The following is a 19,655-nucleotide window of genomic DNA, read 5'->3' as shown; positions in this document are numbered from 1 at the left end:
CGGCGCAAATCCCTCCGAAGCGGGCTCCGAGACGGCTCGCGCGGCACTCGGGAGCGGGCGACATGGACGGCGATCAGGCTTTGGGCGGTTTCTCCTCGCAGGGCCTGGCGGCCATACCGGCCAGCCTGGCGCCGGTGGTCGAGGCGGGCGACCTCTCGGGCTTCGTCACCCTCCTGTGGCGCAAGGGCGAACTGGCCCAGGTCAATACGCTCGGCCTACGCGATGCGGAATCGGGCCTGCCCATGACCCGCGACACCCTGTTCCGCATCGCCTCCATGACCAAGCCGATCACCTCGGTGGCGGCCTTGATGCTGGTGGAGGAAGGCAAGCTCAAGCTGGATGACCCGATCACCAAGTGGTTGCCCGAATTCGCCGACATGAAGGTGCTGAAGTCGGCGACCGGGCCGTTATCAGAGACCGTGCCCGCCGCGCGCGACATCACCATCGACGACCTGATGACCCACCGCGCGGGCCTGGCCTATGGCTTCACCTCGATCGGCCCCATCGCCCATGCCCATGAGGACGCGCTGGGCCCGCCCCTGGGCGGACCTCACGGTCCAGACGAGTGGCTCAAGCGGCTGGGCCAGCTGCCGCTGTCGTACCAGCCCGGCGAGCGCTTCCACTACAGCCACGCCACCGACGTCCTGGGTTTCCTGGTCGGCCGGGTGGCGGGCGCGACCTATCGCGATTTCATCGTGGAGCGGATTCTGAAGCCGCTCGGCATGGACGACACCGACTTCTGGTGCCCGCCCGAAAAGCGCGACCGCATGGCCAAGCTCTACCGGATCAATCCCGAGACCGACAAACGTCAGGACGTCTCCTTCCCGCTCCTGGACGGCCCGCCGGCCTTCTGCGCCGGCGGCGGGGGCCTGATCTCGACGGCCGACGACTACCTGAAATTCGCCCGCATGATGCTGAACGGCGGCGAACTGGACGGCCGGCGCTACCTCACGCGCGAAACGGTCGAACTGATGAGGGCCAATCGCCTGACCGACGAACAACGCCAGATCGCGTTCATGGGCATCCCGTTCTGGCTGGGCCAGGGCTTCGGCCTGGGCCTCTCGGTCATCACCGATCCCGAGAAGCAGGCCTGGATGGGCGCGGGGTCGGAGGGCTCGTTTGGCTGGCCGGGCGCCTTTGGCACCTGGTGGCAGGCCGACCCGGCGGAGGACATGGTGATGATCTACCTGATCCAGAACTCCATGCCGCTGGGCCCGGAAGCCGCCGCCCAACTGGCCACCGGCCAGCGCATGGGCGGTCGCGCCGCCCTGCCGGTGTTCCAGAAACTGACCTACGCGGCGCTGGGTCGGCCGCTCTAGGGTTTACGCGGTTCCACGCACATCGGCTGGCCTTCATAGAGGTCGCCGATGATGCTGCCGTCGCGGGCGGCGAGCTTGCGCGCCTTTTCGAAGGCCAGGTTTTCGGTAGGCGCCTTCTGACCAGGCGCGCAGACCGGCGCGTCGACGCGCATGCCCTGGCGGCAGATGCAGATGTCCTCGCGCTTGTCCAAGCGGCTACCCGGGACCTTGCAGGTCGCGGGCAGGCTCTGGCCGCCGACCTCCAGGCAGATGGTCGTTTCGGTCGGCGGGTTGGCCGACATCCCGCCCTGGGCCAGGGCCAAGCCCGAGCTGGCCGCGAGCGCGGCAGCGGCGATGAGGAAGGTGCGGATCATGTCGAGGCCTCCGGAAGTCACGCGAACATAAGGCGCCCAAAGCGTGGCGCCTTTCGGGCGGCGAACGCTATCGAGATTCACCATGTCTCCCAGCGAAGGCTTAACCGCCAGGCCCCATGGTGGCGGTTGGGAGGGCCCGCCATGGATCCGATTGCGACCGCTCAGTACGGCATGCTCGCAGCCAGCCGCCGTTTCGAGGCCTCGGCCTTCCGAACCGCGCAGATGGGCGACCCCAACGCCAATGTGGACCTCGGCCTCGAGGTGGTCGAACAGATCACCGCCAAGCACGAGTTCTCGGCCAACGCCGCGGTGATCCGCACCGCCGACGACATGCTGGGCGACCTGCTGGACATCCTGGCCTAGCCAAGTGTTTTGACATAGCGCTCCAGGCCCAGTAGCCGCCGGTCATGGCTTTGCGCTCGCTCTTCGTCACCCAGGTCTATGAGGCCTCGCTCGCGGGCGAGCGCGACTTCGAGGGCTTCAACGCCGAACTCGAGGACGCCTGCCGCATGTTGGCGGATGAGGACATGGCCGGACGCGCCTGGTGCAAGCAGAACGCCTATGGCGGCTACACCTCCTACGCCTCGCTGGACGACCTGCCGACCCGGGCCAGCGTGTTCGGCGACCTGAAACGCAAGCTCGACCGGCATGCGAGCGCCTTCGCCGAGGACCTGGCGTTCGACCTGGGGTCCCGGCGGCTGAAGCTGGACAGCCTGTGGGTCAATGTCCTCAAGCCCGGCGCGGCCCATTCGGGCCACATCCATCCGCACAGCGTGATCTCCGGCACGATCTATGTGGCGACCCCGCCCGGGGCCAGCGCGCTGAAACTGGAGGACCCCCGCCTGCCCTTGATGATGGCCGCTCCGCCCCGCCGGCCGGACGCCTCCGAGGCGGCCAGGAGCTTCGTCTACCTGCAACCTGAACCCGGCACGATCCTGATGTGGGAGAGCTGGCTGCGCCACGAGGTCCCGGCCAACGCGGCCAAGCGTGAGCGAATCTCCATCAGCTTCAACTACGGCTGGCGCTAGGATGGCGTCATGGTCGAGCCCCCGCTCCCGACGCCCGCCGATCTCAAGCCGCTGACGGCCCGCGCCGTCGTCCTGGGGGAGCGGATCGACACCGTGGGCCTGGAGCGGCGCGACGCGATCTCCACCGCCCCCCTTTCCTTCCGGGTCGCCGACGGCCTGGTGGTGGTGTTCCGCTACGGCGTGGTGGTGATGATCGGCCTTGACCCCCTCGCCGAGGACGAGGTGCTGCGCGGCGTCGCGCCTCGCGTCCAGGGCCCGGTCAGCCAGCGCGAGGAAGAGACCATCCGCCTGGCCGCCCGCGACGACCAGGACGAGGGCGTTCAGCCCGACGGCGTGATCCGCATTGGGGCGCTATCGCCCGACAAGCTGCTGGTGGTCGCCGACGCGGTGGCCAAGAGCGCCGCCCTCGCCAGCGACGAACGCCAGGTGGCCGAGGTGTTCGACACCATCGAGCCGTGGGCCAGGCGCCTGTCGGAGACCGGGCGCAGCTCCGGCGGTCGGCGCGACATGATCCGGCTGATCGGCTCGGCCCTGCTGGTCCAGCACCGGGTCGCCGAGCGGGTGGCGGTGCGGGAGAAGCCCGACATCCTCTGGGATCGGCCGGACCTGGAACGGCTCTACGCCCGGCTGGAGGATGAGTACGAACTGGTCGAGCGCGCCGAGACCCTGGGCCGCAAGCTGGAGCTGATCGGCGAAACCGTCACCGTGATGACCGACCTGATCGACACCCAGCGTTCGCTACGCCTGGAGGCCATCATCGTGGGCCTGATCGTCTTCGAGATCATCATCACCCTGACCCAGATCGCGACCGGCCTCCACTAGGGCGTGACAGCCGAAAGTGGATGCCGGTTTCGGCGACCGTCACGCGCCACAAGGCTCTGCAGGTCAGCGCCGGGCGCAGGCGCCGCGCTGATATTCCTTGTTGCGCAGGAAGGCATATGCCTTGCCGTTGTAGCGCACGATCGGGAAGCAGAAGCCCGGCCCACCCACCTCGATGTCCGGCCAGCCGCCGGCGCCCCGGGTGGGCAGGAAGGTCGGTATGCCCTGGTTCTGGTCAATGAGACGCCAGGTCCCGGCGGCGGTCTTCTCGGTGATGAAATAGCCCTGGCCCGTATTGCCGTAGCAGTAGGTCCCCGAGCCGGTGATGACGATGTCGGGCCGGCCGTCGCCGTTGAGGTCCTTCACCCCGTCGGCCTCGATGGAATACTGGCACTCCGCCCCGCTCTCGCGGTCCACCCACTTGCCGGACTTGACGCCGGCCGCCTTGAAGGCCCCGGCCCGGTCGGCCGGGGTGACCTGGGCCTGCGCGGCTCCCGCCGCGACCATCGCCGCGACAATGATCCCAATCCCTGGACGACGCTTCATGTCAGCCCCCAAGCCCTGCCTGGGGAAAGGTTAACGCCGTTATTCGACTGTTGTCACGGTCGAGGTTTGAAGAGTTCGCCGAAGAAATCGCCCTTGTTCCAGGCCGGTTTCTGGTCGGCGTCCGCGATTTCGCGGGCGATCTCATAGTTCAACCGGGCGAACTTGGCGCCCACCGCATAGTCGATCGGCTGGGCGAGGTCGTCGCTGGGCTTGTGGTAGTTGTCGCGCAAGAAACCAGTGAACGCCGCCTGGCCGCCGTTCTCGAAGCCGGTCATCAGGAACACTGACGGCACGCCGCGCTCCACAAAGCGAAAGTGGTCGCTGCGCGTGAACAGGCCCTCGTCCGGCAGCGGATCGGGCGACAGCTTCACCGCCATGCGCGCCCCGGCCCGCGTCACCGCCGGGCCCAGGGTCGACCGCTCGGCCCCGAACGCCACCACGTCGATGAAGTCGTAGGTCAGGATCGGCATATCCAGATTGACGTTGGCCACGATGGGCGACGCCGTGGTCGGGTTCAGCGCGAAGTATTCCAAACCGATCAGGCCCTTTTCCTCGGCGGTGTTCAGCAGGAACAGCAGGGTCCGCCGCGGGGCCTTGCCCGCCAGGAAGGCCCGGGCGACTTCCAGCGTCGTGGCCACTCCGCCGGCATTGTCCAGGGCACCGTTGTTGATGGCGTCGCCGTTCACCGGACTGGTCGAGACGCCGATGTGGTCCAGGTGGGCGGAGAGCGCCACCACTTCGTTCTTGAGGATTGGGTCGGAGCCCCCGATCAGGCCCACCACATTGACGCTCTCCAGCGTCTTCAGCTCGGTGTTGATCGCGGCGTCCAGCCTGGACGGCAGGGCGAAGCGCGGCGGCGTGCCGGCCTCGGCGGCGGCGTAGACCTGCTCCAGGGGCTTGGGCGCTCCGGCGAACAGCTTGGCCGCGCCCTTGACGCTGATCCGAGCGAGTTCGGGGGTGGATCCGGCCGGGGCGAAGGCCTGACCCGAGGGCTCGCGCCAGCTCATCCCCCAGGACCTCCATTGCCTTGTGGCGCCGACGAAGGGCTGGCGCGTCTCGTCGCTGGGTGTGTTGACGCTGATGAAGCCCACGGCGCCGCGCGTCTCGGCCTGCAGCCGCTTGGTGCGGCCGTTGGCGTAGTAGGCGCGCTCCTCGGTCTGGAAGGTCTTGGGCGCGCCCGAGAGCGCCACCACGATCTTCCCCTTCACGTCGAGGCCCGCATAGTCGTCGCGTTTGCCGGCCACCACGCCAAAGCCGACGAAGACCATCGGGGCGCTGCGCGCCGTCGCCGCCGCCAGCGGATTGCGGCCGGGCAAATAGTCCTCGCCGAACACCAGCGGCGTCGTTTGGCCGCCCTTGGCGATCACGGCCAATCGGCCCTCGTCGGCGGAGCGGAAGCCGCTCATCGGCACGGGCTGGAAGTAGGAACCGTCGGCCGCGCCCGGCTTCACCCCGATCTGGGCGAGTTGCGAGGCCACATAGTTGGCGGCGATGGCGTGGCCGGTGGATCCGGCCTCCCGACCCTGCATCAGGTCGTCGGCCAGGAACGCCACATGGGCCCGGATCCGCTCGGCCGAGCGATCGGGCTCGGCGCCGGACACAGGCGTCGCCGCCAAGACAGCGGCGGACACGCCCGCCAGCACCCTAAAGAACTTCATGCAGCCTCCCGCTTAGGCACAGAGCTTAGGCGGGCAAGCGGGGTCGGCGCACATTAAGTCGCCGTAACCATCGTTACGGCGCACGGTCTTCGAGGCTGTGAAAAATCCGCGCGACCAGCACGCGCTTGGGTTCGACGAGGTACTGGATCACGTAGCCATCACGGCCGAAATGAACGGCGACTTCCCGGAACCGTCCCTCGGGATCCGGATGTCCCCGCTCGGCAAGTTCGGCGAGCGACAGAACCGCATCAGAGATCGCCGCCGCTGCGCGATTGGCCGCTCGCGGGCTTTTCACTGACAGGAATTCCCCAAGCCGCGCCAAGTCTCGCTTGGCGCAGCCGAGGACAAGAACCTGCCGCTTCAATCGCTGGCGACCCGCCGGGCCACCGAGGCGCGAAACTCGGCCATCGTCGTCTCGGCGTCGAAGCTCTCGCCAGTTCGATCGAACTCGGCGAGCGCCTCGCGTGCGCCCTGCCAGTGGTCGCCATCAAGCCCTTCGGCGATCAAACCCGCCGCATAGTCGCCGACCGAGCGACCGGCGGCGTCCGCGGCGGCTTGCAGCCGGCGGGCGGTCTCGTCGTCTAGCTTGAGGGTCAGTTCGCCGTCGGCCATGGCGCGATGCTCATCCCGACGGCTCTGATCGTCAACTGTCGAGGAAGCTCCGTAGCTTCCGCGACCGGCTCGGGTGCTTCAGCTTGCGAAGCGCCTTGGCCTCGATCTGGCGAATCCGTTCGCGGGTGACGCTGAACTGCTGGCCGACCTCTTCCAGGGTGTGGTCGGTGTTCATGCCGATGCCAAAGCGCATGCGCAGGACACGTTCCTCTCGCGGGGTCAGGCTCGCCAGGACGCGGGTCGTGGTCTCGCGCAGGTTCGACTGGATGGCCGCGTCGATGGGCAGGATCGCGTTCTTGTCCTCGATGAAGTCGCCCAGGTGGCTGTCTTCCTCGTCCCCGATCGGGGTCTCGAGGCTGATCGGCTCCTTGGCGATCTTCAGGACCTTGCGGACCTTTTCCAGCGGCATGGCCAGCTTCTCGGCGAGTTCCTCCGGGGTCGGCTCGCGGCCGATCTCATGCAGCATCTGGCGCGAGGTGCGGACGATCTTGTTGATCGTCTCGATCATGTGCACCGGGATGCGGATCGTGCGGGCCTGGTCGGCGATCGATCGGGTGATCGCCTGCCGGATCCACCAGGTGGCGTAGGTCGAAAACTTGTAGCCGCGGCGGTACTCGAACTTATCGACCGCCTTCATCAGGCCGATATTGCCTTCCTGAATGAGATCAAGGAATTGCAAGCCGCGGTTCGTGTACTTCTTGGCGATGGAGATCACCAGCCGCAGGTTGGCCTCGACCATTTCCTTCTTGGCCTGCCGCGCCTCGCGCTCACCCTTCTGCACGGTCTGGACGATGCGGCGATAGTCGTCGATCGGTACGCCGGTCTCGGTGGCGAGCGCGGCGATCTCGTGGCGGATGTCGCCGACCTGGCTGGCGTCGTTCTCGACGAACTTGGTCCAGCGCACGCCCAGCGGCTTCACTTGGTCGGACCAGTTGGGCGACAGCTCCTGGCCGAAATAGGCCTTCAGGAACTCGGTGCGCGAGATGCCGTAGCTGTCGGCCAGGCGCAGCAGCCGGCCTTCCAAGCCCATCAGCCGCTTGTTGATCGCATAGAGCTGCTCGACCAGCGCCTCGATGCGGTTGTTGTTCAGCTTCAGCGTCTTCAGGTGCTGGACGATGGCCAGCGAGGCGGTGGTGTAGGCCTTGCGGTCGGCGTCCGACAGGTCCTCGCCCTTCAGGCGCTTGCCGACCAGCTTCTCCTGCAGGGCGCGGAAGGCGTCGAACTCGGAGGCGATGGCGTCCAGGGTCGCCATGACCCCTTCGCGCAGTTCGCCTTCCATGGCGCTGATGGTGGGGCCGGCGCCGTCGTCGAAATCGTCGTCGTCGTCGCTCTCGGACTTGGCGACGGCCTCGCCGTCGGCGGTGACCTCGGCCTCTTCCGGCTCTTCCGGCTCGGGCGGCGCATTGGCCAGGGCCTCGGCGGCGGCCGCCGCGTTGATGCCGCCATAGGTCTGTTCAAGGTCGATGACCTCGCGCAGCAGGATGCGGCCGGTGCCCAGCTCCTCGCGCCAGACCATGATGGCTTCGAAGGTCAGCGCGCTTTCGCACAGACCCCGGATCATGGTGTCGCGTCCGGCCTCGATGCGTTTGGCGATGGCGATTTCGCCCTCGCGCGACAGCAGTTCCACCGAACCCATCTCGCGCAGGTACATGCGCACGGGGTCGTCGGTGCGGTCGTAGGCGGGTTCCTTGGCCGTCTCGACGACCTGGGTCTCCTCGCGCACGGCGACCTCGCCGCCCTCGGCGTCTTCTTCCGCCTCGACGACGTTGACGCCCATCTCCGACAGCATGGCGAGCGTGTCTTCAATGGCCTCCGAGGTCACTTCCTCGGACGGCAGCACCTTGTTCAGCTCGTCCATCGTGACGTAGCCGCGGGCTTTCGCCTGCTTGATGAACTTCTTGACGCCGGCGTCGGTGAGGTCGAGCAGCGGACCGTCGCCGCCCGTCGTCTCGGTGGATTCCGCTTCGGCCGTATTGGTGCTCATCTAAGTCTCCGATTTCGGCAATCCGAACCCCCTGCAAGGTTCGGGCCGAAGATGGTTAATTGCGGCGTGGCGACGGTCGTTTTCTCTACGACCCGTCACCCGCCCAAATCGTTCCCGTTCTGATCGCGCGTTTCAGTGCGTCGCGCTCGCCTTTGAGACGCTCGAGGGCTTCCATGTCGGAACGACCGCTCAGGTTTCCCTTTGCGGACGTTATAGCCTCGTCGAGCGCCGCGAGCCTGGAAAGGCCCGCGAAGGCATGCGACCACTGGGATTTCGCGCTATCGAGGGAGACATCCGATTTCATGATAGGCGCGCCCGATTTCGCAGCGGCCTGGTCGATGTCTGTCAAGAGCGCGGCAAACCCGCAAGACGCGAGATGGCGTGCGAGGGCTCCAGAGTCAAGGTGATCGGTGTCCAAACGGAACCGAATGATTTCCCTGGTCAATTCCACCAGCCCCGGATCGCCGAAGCCCTGGGCGGCGAAGACGTCCTCCAGGTGGTCGTCCAGAACGCTCGGATCGGCCAGGGCGTGGGCGACCATGGCGGCCGCCAGCGGGTCCAGCGAGCGGGCCAGGCGCTGGGCCGCGGCCCGGCCCATGGCGGTCGGCGCCGGATCGATCCAGGCCGGACCCGCGCCACGCCAACCCCTTGATTGACCGAAGTTTCGGCGGCCCTGACGGCCACCAGCGTCGCCGCCATGCTGGGCCCGAGGCGAGAGCGCATCCAGGCGTTGCAGCAGGTCCTCCCGATAGGCCTGTTGCAGGTCCTTGTCGGCGATGCTCCCCGCCAACTGGCGTAGCCGGGCCTTCAGTCCGGCCCGCCTTTCGGGCGTATCCAGGGGCTCCTGGTCGCGTTCCCGCACGAACAGCGCGTCGACGAACGGCGTTGTCTGCGACAATTGGGCTCGAAGCGCCCCTGCCCCCTGTTCGCGCAGCACCTCGTCGGGATCCTTGCCGCCCTCCACGAGGGCGAAGCGGAAACTCTTGCCGGGCTTCAGCATCGGCAGGGCCCGGTCGATGGCCCGCGAGGCCGCCTGGCGCCCCGCCCGATCGCCGTCGAAACAGAGTGTCGGTTCGGGGTGGAGCCGCCACAGCATCTCCATCTGGTCTTCGGTAAGCGCGGTGCCCAGGGGCGCGACCCCGGCGATCCCCGCCCTCTGGCAGGCGATGGCGTCCATATAACCTTCGACCACCACCACCGGCGGGGTCTCCGCGCCCGTGGCGGCGGCCAGGATCTTGCGGGCCTCGGCCAGGCCGTAGAGCGAACGGCCCTTGTGGAAGAGCGGCGACTCCGGCCCGTTCAGGTACTTGGCGCGGGCCTCGGGATCCATGGCCCGCCCGCCGAACGACAGCACCCGGCCTCGCGCGTCGGCGATGGGAAAGATGATCCGGTCGCGGAACCGGTCATAGGGCGCCCCGCCGTCCTCGGGCGCGATCAGCACGCCGCTCTCGACAAGTTCCGGGGGCCTGGCCCCCTTGGCGATCAGATAGTCCTTCAGGGCCGTTCGGCTGGCCGGCGAGAAGCCCAGGCGGAAGCGGCCCCACTCGGACTCGGGCAGGCCGCGCTTCTCCAGATAGGCCCGCGCTTCGCGGCCCTCGGGCCGGCGCAGGGCGGCCTCAAACCACTGGGCGGCCAGTTCCAGCCAGTCCGACAGGCCCTGGCGCTGCTTCTCCTGTTCGGCGGCGCGGGGATCGGCGGCCGGCAGGGTCAGCCCCGCCTCGGCGGCCAGACGCTCCACGGCCTCCATGAAAGTCAGCCGCTCGGTCTCCTGCAGGAAGGTGATCAGGTCGCCGTTCTTGCCGGAGGAGAAGTCGAAGAACTGGCCCTTGTCGTCGTTGACGTAGAACGACGGGGTCTTCTCCTTGTTGAATGGCGACAGCCCGACATACTCCCGCCCCTGCTTGCGCAGTTTCACCGTCCGCCCGATCACGTCGGAGGGGCGGAGCCGGGATTTGATCTCGTCGAGGAAGTGTTCGTCGAAGCGCACGGGATGAACATATGCGCCGCTTTTCCTCCCCTGCGAAGCGGGGGAGGGGGACCATCCGTCAGGATGGTGGAGGGGGCGAGACCGGGCGCCGAGCCTGAGGCCGCCCCCTCCACCGCCTATCGGCGGTCCCCCTCCCCCCATTCCCGTTGGTCATGTGGGAGGAAAAATCAGTTCAGCCGCCCCAGCTTCTCCGGATTGCGCACCATGTAGATGCCGGCGAGCTTGCCCCCCTCGCCGGGCTGGAAGGCCACGGTCATCGGGCCGTCCTCGGCCTCCAGGATCACGCCCGGATAGCCGTTGATGCGCACGGCGCGGAAGCTCATCGCCCAGGGTTCGCCATCGTGGCGCCAGGCCAGGCCCTCCAGCAGCCGCAGAATGTCCTCGCGCCCGATAAGCGGTCGCAGCGACGCCTTGCGCTTGCCGCCCCCGTCGGTGACCATCACCGCATCCTCCGCCAGCACCGCCGAAAGCGCCGTCATGTCGCCCTGGCTGGCGGCGGCCATGAAAGCGGCGGCAAGCTTGGCGGCATCCTCCTGGCTGACCGTGAAGCGCGGGCGGCTGTCCTTGACGTGGGCCCTGGCCCGGGCGGCGAGTTGGCGCACCGCCGCCTCGTTGCGGCCCAGGGTCTGCGCCACCGACTCGTAGTCCTCGTCGAACACGTCGTGCAGCAGGAACACCGCCCGCTCCAGGGGCGAGAGCCGCTCCAGGGCCAGCAGGAAGGCCACCGAAACGTCCTCGGCCCGCTCCACCGGATCGACGCTGAGCTCCTCGATCAGCGGCTCGGGCAGCCAGGGGCCGCGATAGGCCTCCCGCCGCGCCTTTGCCGAGCGCAGGCGGTCGATGCAGAGGCGCGAGGTCACCCGCACCAGCCAGCCGGCCGCATCCTCGACGTCCTCCGCCTTAGTCCAGCGCAGCCAGGCGTCCTGCACCACGTCCTCGGCCTCCGCCACCGAGCCCAGCATGCGATAGGCCAGCCGCGTCAGGCGCGGGCGCTGGGCCTCGAAGGCCTCAACATCGCCGGTGGGGATCATGACGCTCCCTCCTAGGCGGCTTGGCGCAACGGTGCCGGCTCGCCCGCCACCGTCACCCGCGAGCAGGCCTTTCCGTAGCCCAGGGCGTATTTCAGGGTCGGATACATCCGCGCGGTGGTGATCGCCATGCTTACGGCCACCAGCCCCCGGTCGCCCCAGCGGCGCACGATCTCGTCGCGCAGGGGATCGGCGGCTTCCATGTCGCGCGCCAGGCTGGCCTGGGCGAAACGCCAGGCGAGCACGGCGTCCTCGCCCATGGCCGCCTCGTCCCTGGCCAGGATGGCGCGCAGCACGTGGGGCTTCACCCCGCCGGCCGCGGCCATGTCGACGGAGATCTGGGTGCAGGGTCCGCAGTCCTCGGCCAGCGTCCCGGCGATGCCGGCCGCCGCGAGGGCCGCCGCCGGCGCGGCCTTGCGGTCGACGAGCCCAGTGACGAAGCCGAACTTCAGGAAAGTCGCGGGGCTCGCCTCCAGCACATGGCGCATATAGCTCGCGTCATAGCTCCAGGTGCGCTCCATCTTGTCGATCTGGCTAGTGAGGAAGGTCTTCAGCATGATCAGTATCCCGGTCGTTTGGCGACCGCCAGCCAGGCCGCCAGCAGGGCTGGCAGGTAGACGCCTGGCAGGTCGCGGATGACGTCGGCCAGGGGGTTGGCCGAACAGCTTGCGTCGAAGACGTGGATCCCCGCGTGCAGCACCAGGAAGGCCGCCGCGGCCACCAGGGCGGGCCAGCCCTGGACCGGCCGCCAGGCGAACCAGGCCAGACCGCCCGCGGTCACCAGATAGGCCGCGCCGATATCCCTGACGAAATGCGGGTTGTAGGCGCCGGTGGCGGTGACCCCGGGGACAGCCCCGTACCACCAGAACGAGGCGAACAGCATCGCCAGGGCGTTGACGGCGAGCATTGCGGCCAGGGCGGCGGCCAGGATGCGGGACATGGGCTTTCTCCGACTTCGCCTCTAGGACGCAGCCGAGCTTAGTCCTGTGACATCGCCCGTGAAGAAAATCAGCCGATCCCCGCCACCCAACCCGGCAGGTCGCGGATCGAGGCCAGTTCCACGAACCGCGTGTGGCCCACCGGCGCCTCGGCGACCTCGTGCGCCCAGGTCAGCGGATAGGGCACGTGGGCGCCCCAGGACCCGGCCTCGATGGCCGGCAGTATGTCCGATCGCATGGAGTTGCCGCACATCACGGCCTCCGCGGCGCCGCTGCCGTGGCGCTCGAACACCCGGGCGTAGGTCGAGGCGTCCTTCTCGCTGACGATCTCCACGGCGGCGAACAGGTCGCCCAGGCCCGAGGCCGCCAGCTTCTGCTCCTGGTGCAGCAGGTCACCCTTGGTGATGAGCACCAGCCGGTAGGTCTTGGAGAGCTCGTCCAGGGCGTCCTCGACCCCGGGCAGGGGCTCGACCGGCTCGGTGAGCATCTCGCGGCCCACGGCCAGGATCTCGCGGACCACCTTGGAGGGCGCTTCGCCCCCGGTGAGATCCATGGCGGTCTCGATCATCGAAAGGGTGAAGCCCTTCACCCCGTAGCCATAGAGCCGCAAATTGCGCCGCTCGACCTCGGCCAGCCTGGCCTCCAGCTCCCCTCGGTCGGCCACCTCGGCCAGCAGGTCGCAGAACCGCTCATGGGTCAGGCGGAATAGGTTCTCGTTGTGCCAAAGGGTGTCGTCGGCGTCCAAGCCGACCGTGGTGATGCTCATGTGTTCCACATAGCCGCTCGTGCATGAAAATCGAGCCCCGCCGCACAAGGGACGGGCGCCGCGCCGTTTCCGCCCGCCAAGCCGGCGGCCGAAGCATTCCGGCAACATCCGACGCCCCAAATGATCTCCGTGGTTGAGTGATTCTCCGGGGCGGCGGATGTCGAAGGGCGGACTGCGCGGATGGCTGACGCGCAATATCGGCCGCAGGCTGGGGGGACGCGCCCTGGCCGAGGCCGAGGCCGAGGCCCGGCGGGCCGAAGCGCGCCTGCGCGAGGCCATCGACGTCCTGCCCGAAGGCGTGGTCTTCCTCGACGCCGAGGGCCGCTACATCCTGTGGAACCGGCGCTACGCCGAGATCTACCACCGCTCCGCCGACCTGTTCAGCCCCGGCGCCAGGCTCGCCGACACCCTGCGGGTGGGCGTCGCGCGAGGCGACTATCCTGACGCGATCGGCCGCGAGGAGGAATGGCTCGCCGCCCGCATCGAGAAGCTCACGGCGCCCACCGGCGAGCGTCACGAACAACGGCTGGCCGACGGGCGCTGGCTGATGATCGAGGAGCGGCGCACCGCCGACGGCGGGGTGATAGGCCTGCGGGTCGACATCACCCAGCTCAAGCGCCAGGCCGCCGACCTGGAGGACGCCCTGCATCGGGCCGAGGCCGCCAGCCGCGCCAAGAGCGAGTTCCTGGCCGATATGAGCCATGAGCTGCGCACCCCGCTGAACGGGGTCATGGGCCTGGCGCTGGCCCTGGAGCGGCAAGGCCTGACGGAGGACCAGCGCGCGATCGTCGGTGAGATCCTAGACTCGGCCCGCGCCCTGGACGACCTGGTCAACAACCTGCTGGACTATGGCGACGCCGCCCGTGAGGCCGACACGGCGCCCACGGCCGGTCCCATGGTCCACGCCCCCGACGCGCCGCCGCTGCGGGTGCTGGCGGCCGACGACAATCCCACCAACCGCAGGGTCATCGAGCTGATGCTGGGAGCGGCCGGGGCCGATGTGGTCAGCGTCGAGGACGGCGCCCAGGCGGTGCAGGCCTGGCGCGGAGGCGCCTTCGACCTGGTGCTGATGGACCTGCGCATGCCGATCATGGACGGTCTGGACGCCATCCGCGCCATCCGCCGGGCCGAGGGGGCGGGCCTTCCGCGCGCGCCGATCATCGTGATCAGCGCCAACACTTCGCCGGGCGACCTCGAAGCGTCCAAGGCCGCCGGCGCCGACCGCCACATCGCCAAGCCGGTCCGGGCCGAGGCCCTGTTCGAGGCGATCTCGGAGGTGCTGGAGAGTTAGGCCGCGCAGGCCTTGTGGGCCTTGGTGAACCGCTCGGTGGAGGCCGGGAACCGGGCCAGCGCCGCCGCCGGCCGGATCGGCCGGGCCGCGAAATTGCCGCCGCAGTTGGGGCAGGCGCCGCCCAGCCGCCTCTCGACGCAGTCGGCGCAGAAGGTGCATTCGAAGGTGCAGATCATGGCGTCCGCCGCGTCGGCCGGCAGGTTCTTGTCGCAGCATTCGCAGTTGGGCTTGAGGGCCAGCATCGGCAAAACTCCCATGGGTGGAGCCTGCACCATGCCAACTCTCCGATCCGTCTGAAATGACGTACTTCCCTCGTTTTCAGCCAGATCTATTCGCCGAACCCCGCGCCCGGCTCGATCGGTGACAGCCGCAGGAGCCGCGAATCGGCGACGCCAGCGGTGCGGTGCTTCACGAACTCGCGGTACTCGGGGTCGGCCACCATCGCCAGGAAGGCCGCCGCGTTCGGATATTCGGCGATGAAGGCCAGGTCCCAGGCCTCGTCCTGCGGCCCGGTCACCATCACCTGCGGCTTGCCGGCCCAGACCTGGCGACCGCCCAAACGCGCGAAGATCGGCGCGGTCGTCCGTCCATAGGCGCGATAGGCCTCCAGCCCGGTGAGCCCCTTGCCGTGGTCGGGATGGTCGGCGGGATATTCGGCCAGCGGCTTCACCCGCACCAGGTTCAGCATCTGGATCGGCTGGTCCCGCGGCAGGGCCTTGAAGATCGCCCAGGCGTCGCGGTCGGGATCGATGTGTGCGGTCATGACAGGTCTCCTCCCGATAGGGCGCATTGACCGGCCCTTCGGGAATCACTAACTACGCGGCCGTTTGCGCAACAAGCAGGCAGATCAAAACGGACCGGGTTCACCTGGGCCGGACCTTCTGCGAGCATGCGCCCCGCCATTGGAGCACGCCCATGACCACCGACCTGCTTGCTGGTGTCACCGGTGTCCTGGTGTTGGCGGACGGCACGGTCCTGCAGGGGATCGGCGTCGGCGCGGCGGGCGAGGCGGTGGGTGAGGTCTGCTTCAACACCGCCATGACCGGTTACCAGGAGATCCTGACGGACCCCTCCTACATGTCCCAGATCGTGGCCTTCACCTTCCCCCACATGGGCAACACCGGGGTGAACGTCGAGGACATCGAGCAGATGTCCGGGTCGGCCAAGACCTCGGCCTGCGGCGCGATCTTCCGCGACGTTCCTACCGCCCCCGCAAACTGGCGCTCGGAGGGCGATCTCGACACCTGGATGAAGCGCCGCGAGGTCGTGGGCCTGGCCGGGGTCGACACCCGGGCGCTGACCCGCGCCATCCGTGAGAAGGGCATGCCGCACGGCGTCATCGCCCATAGCCCCGACGGCAAGTTCGACATCCCGGCCCTGGTGGCCAAGGCCAAGGCCTGGTCGGGCCTGGTGGGCCTGGACCTGGCCAAGGACGCCTCCTGCCTGCAGCCCTTCGTCTATGACGAGGGCCTGTGGACCTGGCCCGAAGGCTACGCCAAGGCCGGCCAGCCGAAGTACGAAGTCGTGGTCCTGGACTACGGCGTGAAGCGCAACATCCTGCGCGCGCTCACCTCCATCGGCGCCCGGGCGACCGTGGTCCCGGCCAGCACCTCGGCCGAGGACATCCTGGCCCGCAAGCCCGACGGGATCCTGCTCTCCAACGGCCCCGGCGATCCGGCGGCCACCGGCGAGTACGCCGTGCCGGAGATCAAGAAGCTGGTCGACAGCGGCACGCCGGTGTTCGGCATCTGCCTCGGCCACCAGATGATGGCCCTGGCGCTGGGCGCCACCACCGTGAAGATGGAACAGGGCCACCATGGCGCGAACCACCCGGTGAAGGACATCACCACCGGCAAGGTGGAGATCGTCTCCATGAACCACGGCTTCACCGTCGATCGCGACAGCCTGCCCGAGCCGGTGGTCGAGACCCATGTCTCGCTGTTCGACGGCACCAACGCCGGCATCGCGCTGAAAGACCGCCCGGTCTTCTCGGTCCAGCACCACCCGGAGGCCTCTCCCGGCCCGACGGACTCGCTCTACCTGTTCGAGCGCTTCGCGGGCTTCATGGACGCTGCGGCCAAGTAGCGCGCGAGCCCTTCCCGCTGCGGACGCGACGAGAAGGGCTCCGGAACGTCACGGCGCCTTAGGGCATTAGCACCGTGTCGACGACGTGGATCACGCCGTTCGACTGGTTGACGTCGGCGATGGTCACCTTCGAGGTCCCGCCCCTGGCGTCGTGGATCATCAGGCCTCCGCCCATCGCCATGACCGTCAGGTTCTCGCCCTGGACGGTCTTAAGCATGGCCTTGCCGCCCCCAGCCTTCACCATGGCGGCGAGATCGGCGCCCGACAGCCGGCCCGGCGCGACGTGATAGGTCAGCACCTTGGTCAGGGTCGCCTTGCTTTCGGGCTTCACCAGGGTCTCGACCGTGCCGGCGGGCAGCTTGGCGAAGGCGGCGTTGGTCGGAGCGAAGACCGTGAACGGGCCCGGGCTCGCCAGGGTGTCCACAAGGCCGGCCGCCTGAATGGCGGTGACCAGGGTGGTGTGGTCCTTCGAATTGACCGCATTTTCGACGATGTTCTTGGATGGATACATGGCGGCGCCGCCGACCATGACGGTCTTCTCCTTGCCCGCGGGCGAGGTCATTTGAGCAGAAGCCGCGCCGCCGACGAGACATGCGGCAGCAACGCCGGCGACCAGCGCCGGGATGAACTTGTTAGACATAGGTCGAGTCCCTGGATTATCTGCCGCCATCTCAGCGACACCAGGAATACGGAGCGGCGTCCGCCAGGGATGCGGGGCGTTGACACATTTCTTCGTCGGCGAGCCGATTTCGTAGTTAGGCTGGCTCAGATCCTGGCGAGCTTGCCGATCGCGGCCACCGGCCCTGAGGGGCCCTGGGACTTGGAGCCGCCCATCGGTTCGACCGAGACCGCCAACGCCGCGCCCTCGGTGACCATACCGGCCATCTCCGGCTTCATCGGCATGGACTTGGAGGTTCCGGGCGCCACCAGGCCCAGCGAGCGCGGCTTGCCGTCGGCGGGGATCAGCCACAGCTCGTGGCTATGGTTCGGGTCCGCGCCGGGAGCCATCAGCGAGGCCACCAGCATGGCCTTCCGCGCCGGGTCGTAGGCGGCCACGAACATCGGCTGGCCGGCGGTGGAGGCCAGGCGCGCGTCCAGCATCGGCGCCATCGGCGGCGGGGCGGTGCGGATCACCACCGGCGGCTGGCTGGCCAGCATGGCGGCCGCGGCGATACCGGCGGCGGCCAGGCCCATCGAGCCCATCGCCGTCCCCCGCCACAGGCGCATCCGCTTCAGGAGGCCGTTGTCGTTGGCCGGCAGGGCGCGTTCGATGCGCGCCCAGAGGCCGGCGGGCGCCTCCACCGGGCCGACGGCGGTCAGCATCGGGGCCAGCCGTTCGCGCCAGGCCCCGACCTGGGCGGCGAAGGCGGGGTCGCGGGCCATGCGGGCTTCCGCGAGGGCCCGCTCGCGCGCGGAGAGCACGCCCAGGGCGTGTTCGGCCGCGAGGGCCTCGTCGTCGTGCAGTTCAGGGCCGACGTCGCTCATCGCTCCAGGCACCCCCTGAGCTTGAGGAGGCCGCGGCGGATCCAACTCTTCACCGTGCCGAGCGGGGCGTCCATGCGCTGGGCCAGGGCTTCGTAGGTGACGCCCTCGAAGAAGGCCGTGCGGATGACCGTCCGGGTGCGTTCGTCCAATTCGGACAGGCAGCGCCCCAGGGCCTGGCCGTCCTGGCTGGCGGCCAGCAGGGTCTCGGCGCTTGGCCTGCCGTCGTCGATCTCCAGCTCGTCGACCTGGTCGGCATAGGCGAGCGGACCCCGCGCTCGCAGCCGGTCGATGGCGCGATTGCGCGCAATGGTCGATATCCAGGTCATGACGCTAGCCCGGCCCGCCTCGAAGCGGTCGGCCCTTCGCCAGATCGTCAGATAGACCTCCTGCAACACGTCTTCGCTCTCATCCCTGTCCGACAGAATACGAAGACAGACGCCGAAAAGCTTCGAAGACGTGGCCTGGTAAAGTTGTCGCAGCGCCGCGCGATCGCCCGACGCGATGCGCGGCAACAGTTCGGCGAGCGGGTCGATCGAGGAAGTCGCGTTCAAACCGGGGGTTCGCAGACCGTCTTACGGACCGCGAGGCTGCCCTAGGCCAAGGCGCCAAGGCAACCCTGAAACCGTCGTTCCGCGATCACCGATCTTGTTGATCGCGACCCGACTGCGGCAAGATCGGCCGGCCGACCTGGGTGGTCTGGAAGGCCGCCGGCGGCCGCGAGATCCGTGAGACTGGCGGCTTGCCTGGGCGGTCGCCGCGGCCTGACCAAGGAAAAGCGAAAGCATCGGCATTCAGGTTTCTGGGCGCGCGGCAAGCAAGTCCGTCGTACAGATGCGGCGCCAAACCTTCGCAAGCCTACACCGTAAGGGCCGAGGGTTTCACGGAAATGACCATCTAGTCTTCGAAATGACCGCCAATCGCCTACGGAAACCAAGTCGTCGCGAACTCAAGACCAGTGTTCGGCGGATCATCTTGCGGGGTGGCTGGAACCGCGCTACGGTTCGAGGGTCAAACTCGTACGGTTCGGCTGAATTTCCTTATCCCGCCAGGGATTCCGGACCTGCTCCCCGATCCCCCGAGACCTTTGATCCGTTGCTCAAACCGCTTGGGCCGCGGGCATATCTATCAAGGACGAATATCTCTATGGCTACCGGCACTGTGAAATGGTTCAACGGAACCAAGGGCTACGGCTTCATCCAACCCGACGACGGCGGCGCTGACGTCTTCGTGCACATTTCGGCCGTCGAGCGCGCAGGCCTGCGTAGCCTGAACGAAGGCCAAAAGGTCAACTACGAGCTCGAACAGGATCGTCGCAGCGGCAAGATGTCCGCCGGCAACCTGCAGGTCTAGGCGACCGCATTCGGGCCCTCGGGCCCTTATGTCAGAACGATGATGGGCCGGCGGCGACGCCGGCCCATTTTCTTTGGGCGAAACGCGGCTTGCGCCCGGGCGACTCCGTCTCTAAACGGCCCCCTTAACCTGCAGTTTGACCGGGACCGGGCGCGCTTCGAGCCGCGCCCGCCCTCGTGCGCGAGTAGATATGCCCAAACGCACCGACATCTCGTCGATCCTCATCATCGGCGCCGGCCCGATCGTCATCGGACAGGCCTGCGAGTTCGACTATTCGGGGGTCCAGGCCTGCAAGGCGCTGCGCGCCGAAGGCTACCGCATCGTGCTGGTCAATTCGAACCCGGCCACGATCATGACCGACCCGGACGTGGCCGACGCCACCTATGTCGAGCCGATCACACCGGAG

General features: G+C 68.2%; 24 protein-coding genes. 8 read left to right on the top strand and 16 right to left on the bottom strand.

Annotated features, from left to right (window positions below):
• Positions 1–62 precede the first annotated feature (62 nt).
• Positions 63–1,319: a serine hydrolase gene (locus Q8Q88_RS07305; protein WP_305674538.1), complete on the top strand. Its 1,257-nt coding sequence runs from the start codon at positions 63–65 to the stop codon at positions 1,317–1,319.
• Here Q8Q88_RS07305 and Q8Q88_RS07300 read toward each other — a convergent pair.
• On the bottom strand, positions 1,316–1,672 hold the full coding sequence (locus tag Q8Q88_RS07300) for a hypothetical protein (protein WP_305674537.1): 357 nt from the start codon (positions 1,670–1,672) through the stop codon (positions 1,316–1,318). The two genes, Q8Q88_RS07305 and Q8Q88_RS07300, sit on opposite strands and share 4 nt — an antisense overlap.
• 141 nt (positions 1,673–1,813) lie before the next feature.
• Between Q8Q88_RS07300 and Q8Q88_RS07295 the strand changes: the two genes are divergently transcribed.
• From Q8Q88_RS07295 to Q8Q88_RS07285, 3 genes are read left to right on the top strand one after another with little or no spacing between them, the layout of a single operon-like run.
• Positions 1,814–2,035: a flagellar basal body rod C-terminal domain-containing protein gene (locus tag Q8Q88_RS07295; RefSeq protein ID WP_305674536.1), complete on the top strand. Its 222-nt coding sequence runs from the start codon at positions 1,814–1,816 to the stop codon at positions 2,033–2,035.
• 44 nt (positions 2,036–2,079) lie between these two features.
• Positions 2,080–2,700: a TIGR02466 family protein gene (locus Q8Q88_RS07290; RefSeq protein WP_305674535.1), complete on the top strand. Its 621-nt coding sequence runs from the start codon at positions 2,080–2,082 to the stop codon at positions 2,698–2,700.
• 9 nt (positions 2,701–2,709) lie between these two features.
• A complete protein-coding gene (locus tag Q8Q88_RS07285; protein WP_305674534.1) occupies positions 2,710–3,522 on the top strand; it encodes an RMD1 family protein in 813 nt (270 codons plus the stop codon).
• 63 nt (positions 3,523–3,585) lie between these two features.
• Here the strand turns inward: Q8Q88_RS07285 and Q8Q88_RS07280 are convergent, their stop codons facing one another.
• From Q8Q88_RS07280 to Q8Q88_RS07235, 10 genes are all read right to left on the bottom strand, one after another.
• The gene (locus Q8Q88_RS07280; protein WP_305674533.1) at positions 3,586–4,065 is read right to left on the bottom strand and encodes a hypothetical protein; all 480 of its coding nucleotides are present in this window, start codon (positions 4,063–4,065) and stop codon (positions 3,586–3,588) included.
• A 53-nt stretch (positions 4,066–4,118) separates the two neighbouring features.
• On the bottom strand, positions 4,119–5,723 hold the full coding sequence (locus Q8Q88_RS07275) for a M28 family metallopeptidase (protein ID WP_305674532.1): 1,605 nt from the start codon (positions 5,721–5,723) through the stop codon (positions 4,119–4,121).
• A gap of 73 nt (positions 5,724–5,796) precedes the next feature.
• Complete coding sequence (locus Q8Q88_RS07270; RefSeq protein WP_305674531.1) at positions 5,797–6,087, bottom strand: type II toxin-antitoxin system RelE/ParE family toxin; 291 nt, start codon at positions 6,085–6,087, stop codon at positions 5,797–5,799.
• Positions 6,084–6,335, bottom strand: coding sequence for a TraY domain-containing protein (locus Q8Q88_RS07265; protein WP_305674530.1), 252 nt, complete (start codon positions 6,333–6,335; stop codon positions 6,084–6,086). Before Q8Q88_RS07265 ends, Q8Q88_RS07270 begins: the two co-directional genes overlap by 4 nt.
• A gap of 31 nt (positions 6,336–6,366) precedes the next feature.
• Positions 6,367–8,319 carry an RNA polymerase sigma factor RpoD gene (gene rpoD, locus Q8Q88_RS07260; protein WP_305674529.1) on the bottom strand — a complete coding sequence of 651 codons (1,953 nt, stop codon included), beginning with the start codon at positions 8,317–8,319 and terminating at the stop codon, positions 6,367–6,369.
• Positions 8,320–8,404: 85 nt separating this feature from the next.
• Positions 8,405–10,306 (bottom strand): DNA primase, encoded by a 1,902-nt coding sequence (gene dnaG / locus Q8Q88_RS07255; protein WP_305674528.1) that lies wholly within the window; start codon positions 10,304–10,306, stop codon positions 8,405–8,407.
• Between the two features lie 167 nt (positions 10,307–10,473).
• On the bottom strand, positions 10,474–11,337 hold the full coding sequence (gene sigJ / locus Q8Q88_RS07250) for an RNA polymerase sigma factor SigJ (RefSeq protein ID WP_305674527.1): 864 nt from the start codon (positions 11,335–11,337) through the stop codon (positions 10,474–10,476).
• 11 nt (positions 11,338–11,348) lie between these two features.
• Positions 11,349–11,891, bottom strand: coding sequence for a hypothetical protein (locus tag Q8Q88_RS07245; RefSeq protein WP_305674526.1), 543 nt, complete (start codon positions 11,889–11,891; stop codon positions 11,349–11,351).
• Between the two features lie 2 nt (positions 11,892–11,893).
• Positions 11,894–12,274 carry a hypothetical protein gene (locus Q8Q88_RS07240; RefSeq protein WP_305674525.1) on the bottom strand — a complete coding sequence of 127 codons (381 nt, stop codon included), beginning with the start codon at positions 12,272–12,274 and terminating at the stop codon, positions 11,894–11,896.
• Positions 12,275–12,342: 68 nt separating this feature from the next.
• Positions 12,343–13,038 carry an HAD family hydrolase gene (locus Q8Q88_RS07235; protein ID WP_305674524.1) on the bottom strand — a complete coding sequence of 232 codons (696 nt, stop codon included), beginning with the start codon at positions 13,036–13,038 and terminating at the stop codon, positions 12,343–12,345.
• Positions 13,039–13,195: 157 nt separating this feature from the next.
• On the opposite strand from Q8Q88_RS07235, the gene Q8Q88_RS07230 reads away from it, so the two are divergent.
• Positions 13,196–14,329, top strand: a complete 1,134-nt coding sequence (locus Q8Q88_RS07230) for a response regulator (RefSeq protein WP_305674523.1) — start codon at positions 13,196–13,198, stop codon at positions 14,327–14,329.
• On the opposite strand, the gene Q8Q88_RS07225 is transcribed toward Q8Q88_RS07230, so the two are convergent.
• On the bottom strand, positions 14,326–14,571 hold the full coding sequence (locus Q8Q88_RS07225) for a DUF1272 domain-containing protein (protein ID WP_305674522.1): 246 nt from the start codon (positions 14,569–14,571) through the stop codon (positions 14,326–14,328). The two genes, Q8Q88_RS07230 and Q8Q88_RS07225, sit on opposite strands and share 4 nt — an antisense overlap.
• A gap of 86 nt (positions 14,572–14,657) precedes the next feature.
• Positions 14,658–15,092: a DUF1330 domain-containing protein gene (locus Q8Q88_RS07220; protein ID WP_305674521.1), complete on the bottom strand. Its 435-nt coding sequence runs from the start codon at positions 15,090–15,092 to the stop codon at positions 14,658–14,660.
• A gap of 152 nt (positions 15,093–15,244) precedes the next feature.
• Here Q8Q88_RS07220 and carA point away from each other — a divergent pair, with 152 nt between their 5' ends.
• Positions 15,245–16,414: a glutamine-hydrolyzing carbamoyl-phosphate synthase small subunit gene (carA, locus tag Q8Q88_RS07215; RefSeq protein ID WP_305674520.1), complete on the top strand. Its 1,170-nt coding sequence runs from the start codon at positions 15,245–15,247 to the stop codon at positions 16,412–16,414.
• Positions 16,415–16,472: 58 nt separating this feature from the next.
• Here carA and Q8Q88_RS07210 read toward each other — a convergent pair whose 3' ends face one another.
• The 3 genes from Q8Q88_RS07210 to Q8Q88_RS07200 form a co-directional block, all read right to left on the bottom strand.
• Positions 16,473–16,976, bottom strand: coding sequence for a fasciclin domain-containing protein (locus tag Q8Q88_RS07210; RefSeq protein WP_305674519.1), 504 nt, complete (start codon positions 16,974–16,976; stop codon positions 16,473–16,475).
• A 203-nt stretch (positions 16,977–17,179) separates the two neighbouring features.
• Positions 17,180–17,899 carry an anti-sigma factor domain-containing protein gene (locus Q8Q88_RS07205; protein ID WP_305674518.1) on the bottom strand — a complete coding sequence of 240 codons (720 nt, stop codon included), beginning with the start codon at positions 17,897–17,899 and terminating at the stop codon, positions 17,180–17,182.
• The gene (locus tag Q8Q88_RS07200) at positions 17,896–18,411 is read right to left on the bottom strand and encodes a sigma-70 family RNA polymerase sigma factor (RefSeq protein WP_305674671.1); all 516 of its coding nucleotides are present in this window, start codon (positions 18,409–18,411) and stop codon (positions 17,896–17,898) included. Before Q8Q88_RS07200 ends, Q8Q88_RS07205 begins: the two co-directional genes overlap by 4 nt.
• 631 nt (positions 18,412–19,042) lie before the next feature.
• Here Q8Q88_RS07200 and Q8Q88_RS07195 point away from each other — a divergent pair.
• Positions 19,043–19,249: a cold-shock protein gene (locus Q8Q88_RS07195; RefSeq protein WP_254834032.1), complete on the top strand. Its 207-nt coding sequence runs from the start codon at positions 19,043–19,045 to the stop codon at positions 19,247–19,249.
• Between the two features lie 190 nt (positions 19,250–19,439).
• Positions 19,440–19,655, top strand: a 216-nt coding sequence (locus Q8Q88_RS07190; RefSeq protein WP_305674517.1) for a hypothetical protein, incomplete at its 3' end; no start/stop codon positions are given.

The organism is Phenylobacterium sp. (assembly GCF_030697925.1).
In the GTDB taxonomy this organism is placed as follows: domain Bacteria; phylum Pseudomonadota; class Alphaproteobacteria; order Caulobacterales; family Caulobacteraceae; genus Phenylobacterium.
The sequence above is the reverse complement of the archived record's forward strand: the minus strand, read 5'-3'. Positions and strand labels throughout refer to the sequence as shown.

Bases quoted from the DNA above. Each gene is read 5' to 3' on its own strand.
- sigJ (WP_305674527.1), bottom strand. From the start codon at position 11,337: ATGATCCCCACCGGCGATGTTGAGGCCTTCGAGGCCCAGCGCCCGCGC.
- Q8Q88_RS07230 (WP_305674523.1), top strand. From the start codon at position 13,196: ATGTCGAAGGGCGGACTGCGCGGATGGCTGACGCGCAATATCGGCCGC.
- rpoD (WP_305674529.1), bottom strand. From the start codon at position 8,319: ATGAGCACCAATACGGCCGAAGCGGAATCCACCGAGACGACGGGCGGC.
- Q8Q88_RS07285 (WP_305674534.1), top strand. From the start codon at position 2,710: ATGGTCGAGCCCCCGCTCCCGACGCCCGCCGATCTCAAGCCGCTGACG.
- Q8Q88_RS07305 (WP_305674538.1), top strand. From the start codon at position 63: ATGGACGGCGATCAGGCTTTGGGCGGTTTCTCCTCGCAGGGCCTGGCG.
- Q8Q88_RS07290 (WP_305674535.1), top strand. From the start codon at position 2,080: ATGGCTTTGCGCTCGCTCTTCGTCACCCAGGTCTATGAGGCCTCGCTC.
- Q8Q88_RS07265 (WP_305674530.1), bottom strand. From the start codon at position 6,335: ATGGCCGACGGCGAACTGACCCTCAAGCTAGACGACGAGACCGCCCGC.
- Q8Q88_RS07220 (WP_305674521.1), bottom strand. From the start codon at position 15,092: ATGACCGCACACATCGATCCCGACCGCGACGCCTGGGCGATCTTCAAG.
- carA (WP_305674520.1), top strand. From the start codon at position 15,245: ATGACCACCGACCTGCTTGCTGGTGTCACCGGTGTCCTGGTGTTGGCG.
- Q8Q88_RS07245 (WP_305674526.1), bottom strand. From the start codon at position 11,891: ATGCTGAAGACCTTCCTCACTAGCCAGATCGACAAGATGGAGCGCACC.
- Q8Q88_RS07280 (WP_305674533.1), bottom strand. From the start codon at position 4,065: ATGAAGCGTCGTCCAGGGATTGGGATCATTGTCGCGGCGATGGTCGCG.
- Q8Q88_RS07295 (WP_305674536.1), top strand. From the start codon at position 1,814: ATGGATCCGATTGCGACCGCTCAGTACGGCATGCTCGCAGCCAGCCGC.
- Q8Q88_RS07205 (WP_305674518.1), bottom strand. From the start codon at position 17,899: ATGAGCGACGTCGGCCCTGAACTGCACGACGACGAGGCCCTCGCGGCC.
- Q8Q88_RS07225 (WP_305674522.1), bottom strand. From the start codon at position 14,571: ATGCTGGCCCTCAAGCCCAACTGCGAATGCTGCGACAAGAACCTGCCG.
- Q8Q88_RS07210 (WP_305674519.1), bottom strand. From the start codon at position 16,976: ATGACCTCGCCCGCGGGCAAGGAGAAGACCGTCATGGTCGGCGGCGCC.
- Q8Q88_RS07235 (WP_305674524.1), bottom strand. From the start codon at position 13,038: ATGAGCATCACCACGGTCGGCTTGGACGCCGACGACACCCTTTGGCAC.
- Q8Q88_RS07300 (WP_305674537.1), bottom strand. From the start codon at position 1,672: ATGATCCGCACCTTCCTCATCGCCGCTGCCGCGCTCGCGGCCAGCTCG.
- Q8Q88_RS07275 (WP_305674532.1), bottom strand. From the start codon at position 5,723: ATGAAGTTCTTTAGGGTGCTGGCGGGCGTGTCCGCCGCTGTCTTGGCG.
- Q8Q88_RS07195 (WP_254834032.1), top strand. From the start codon at position 19,043: ATGGCTACCGGCACTGTGAAATGGTTCAACGGAACCAAGGGCTACGGC.
- Q8Q88_RS07240 (WP_305674525.1), bottom strand. From the start codon at position 12,274: ATGTCCCGCATCCTGGCCGCCGCCCTGGCCGCAATGCTCGCCGTCAAC.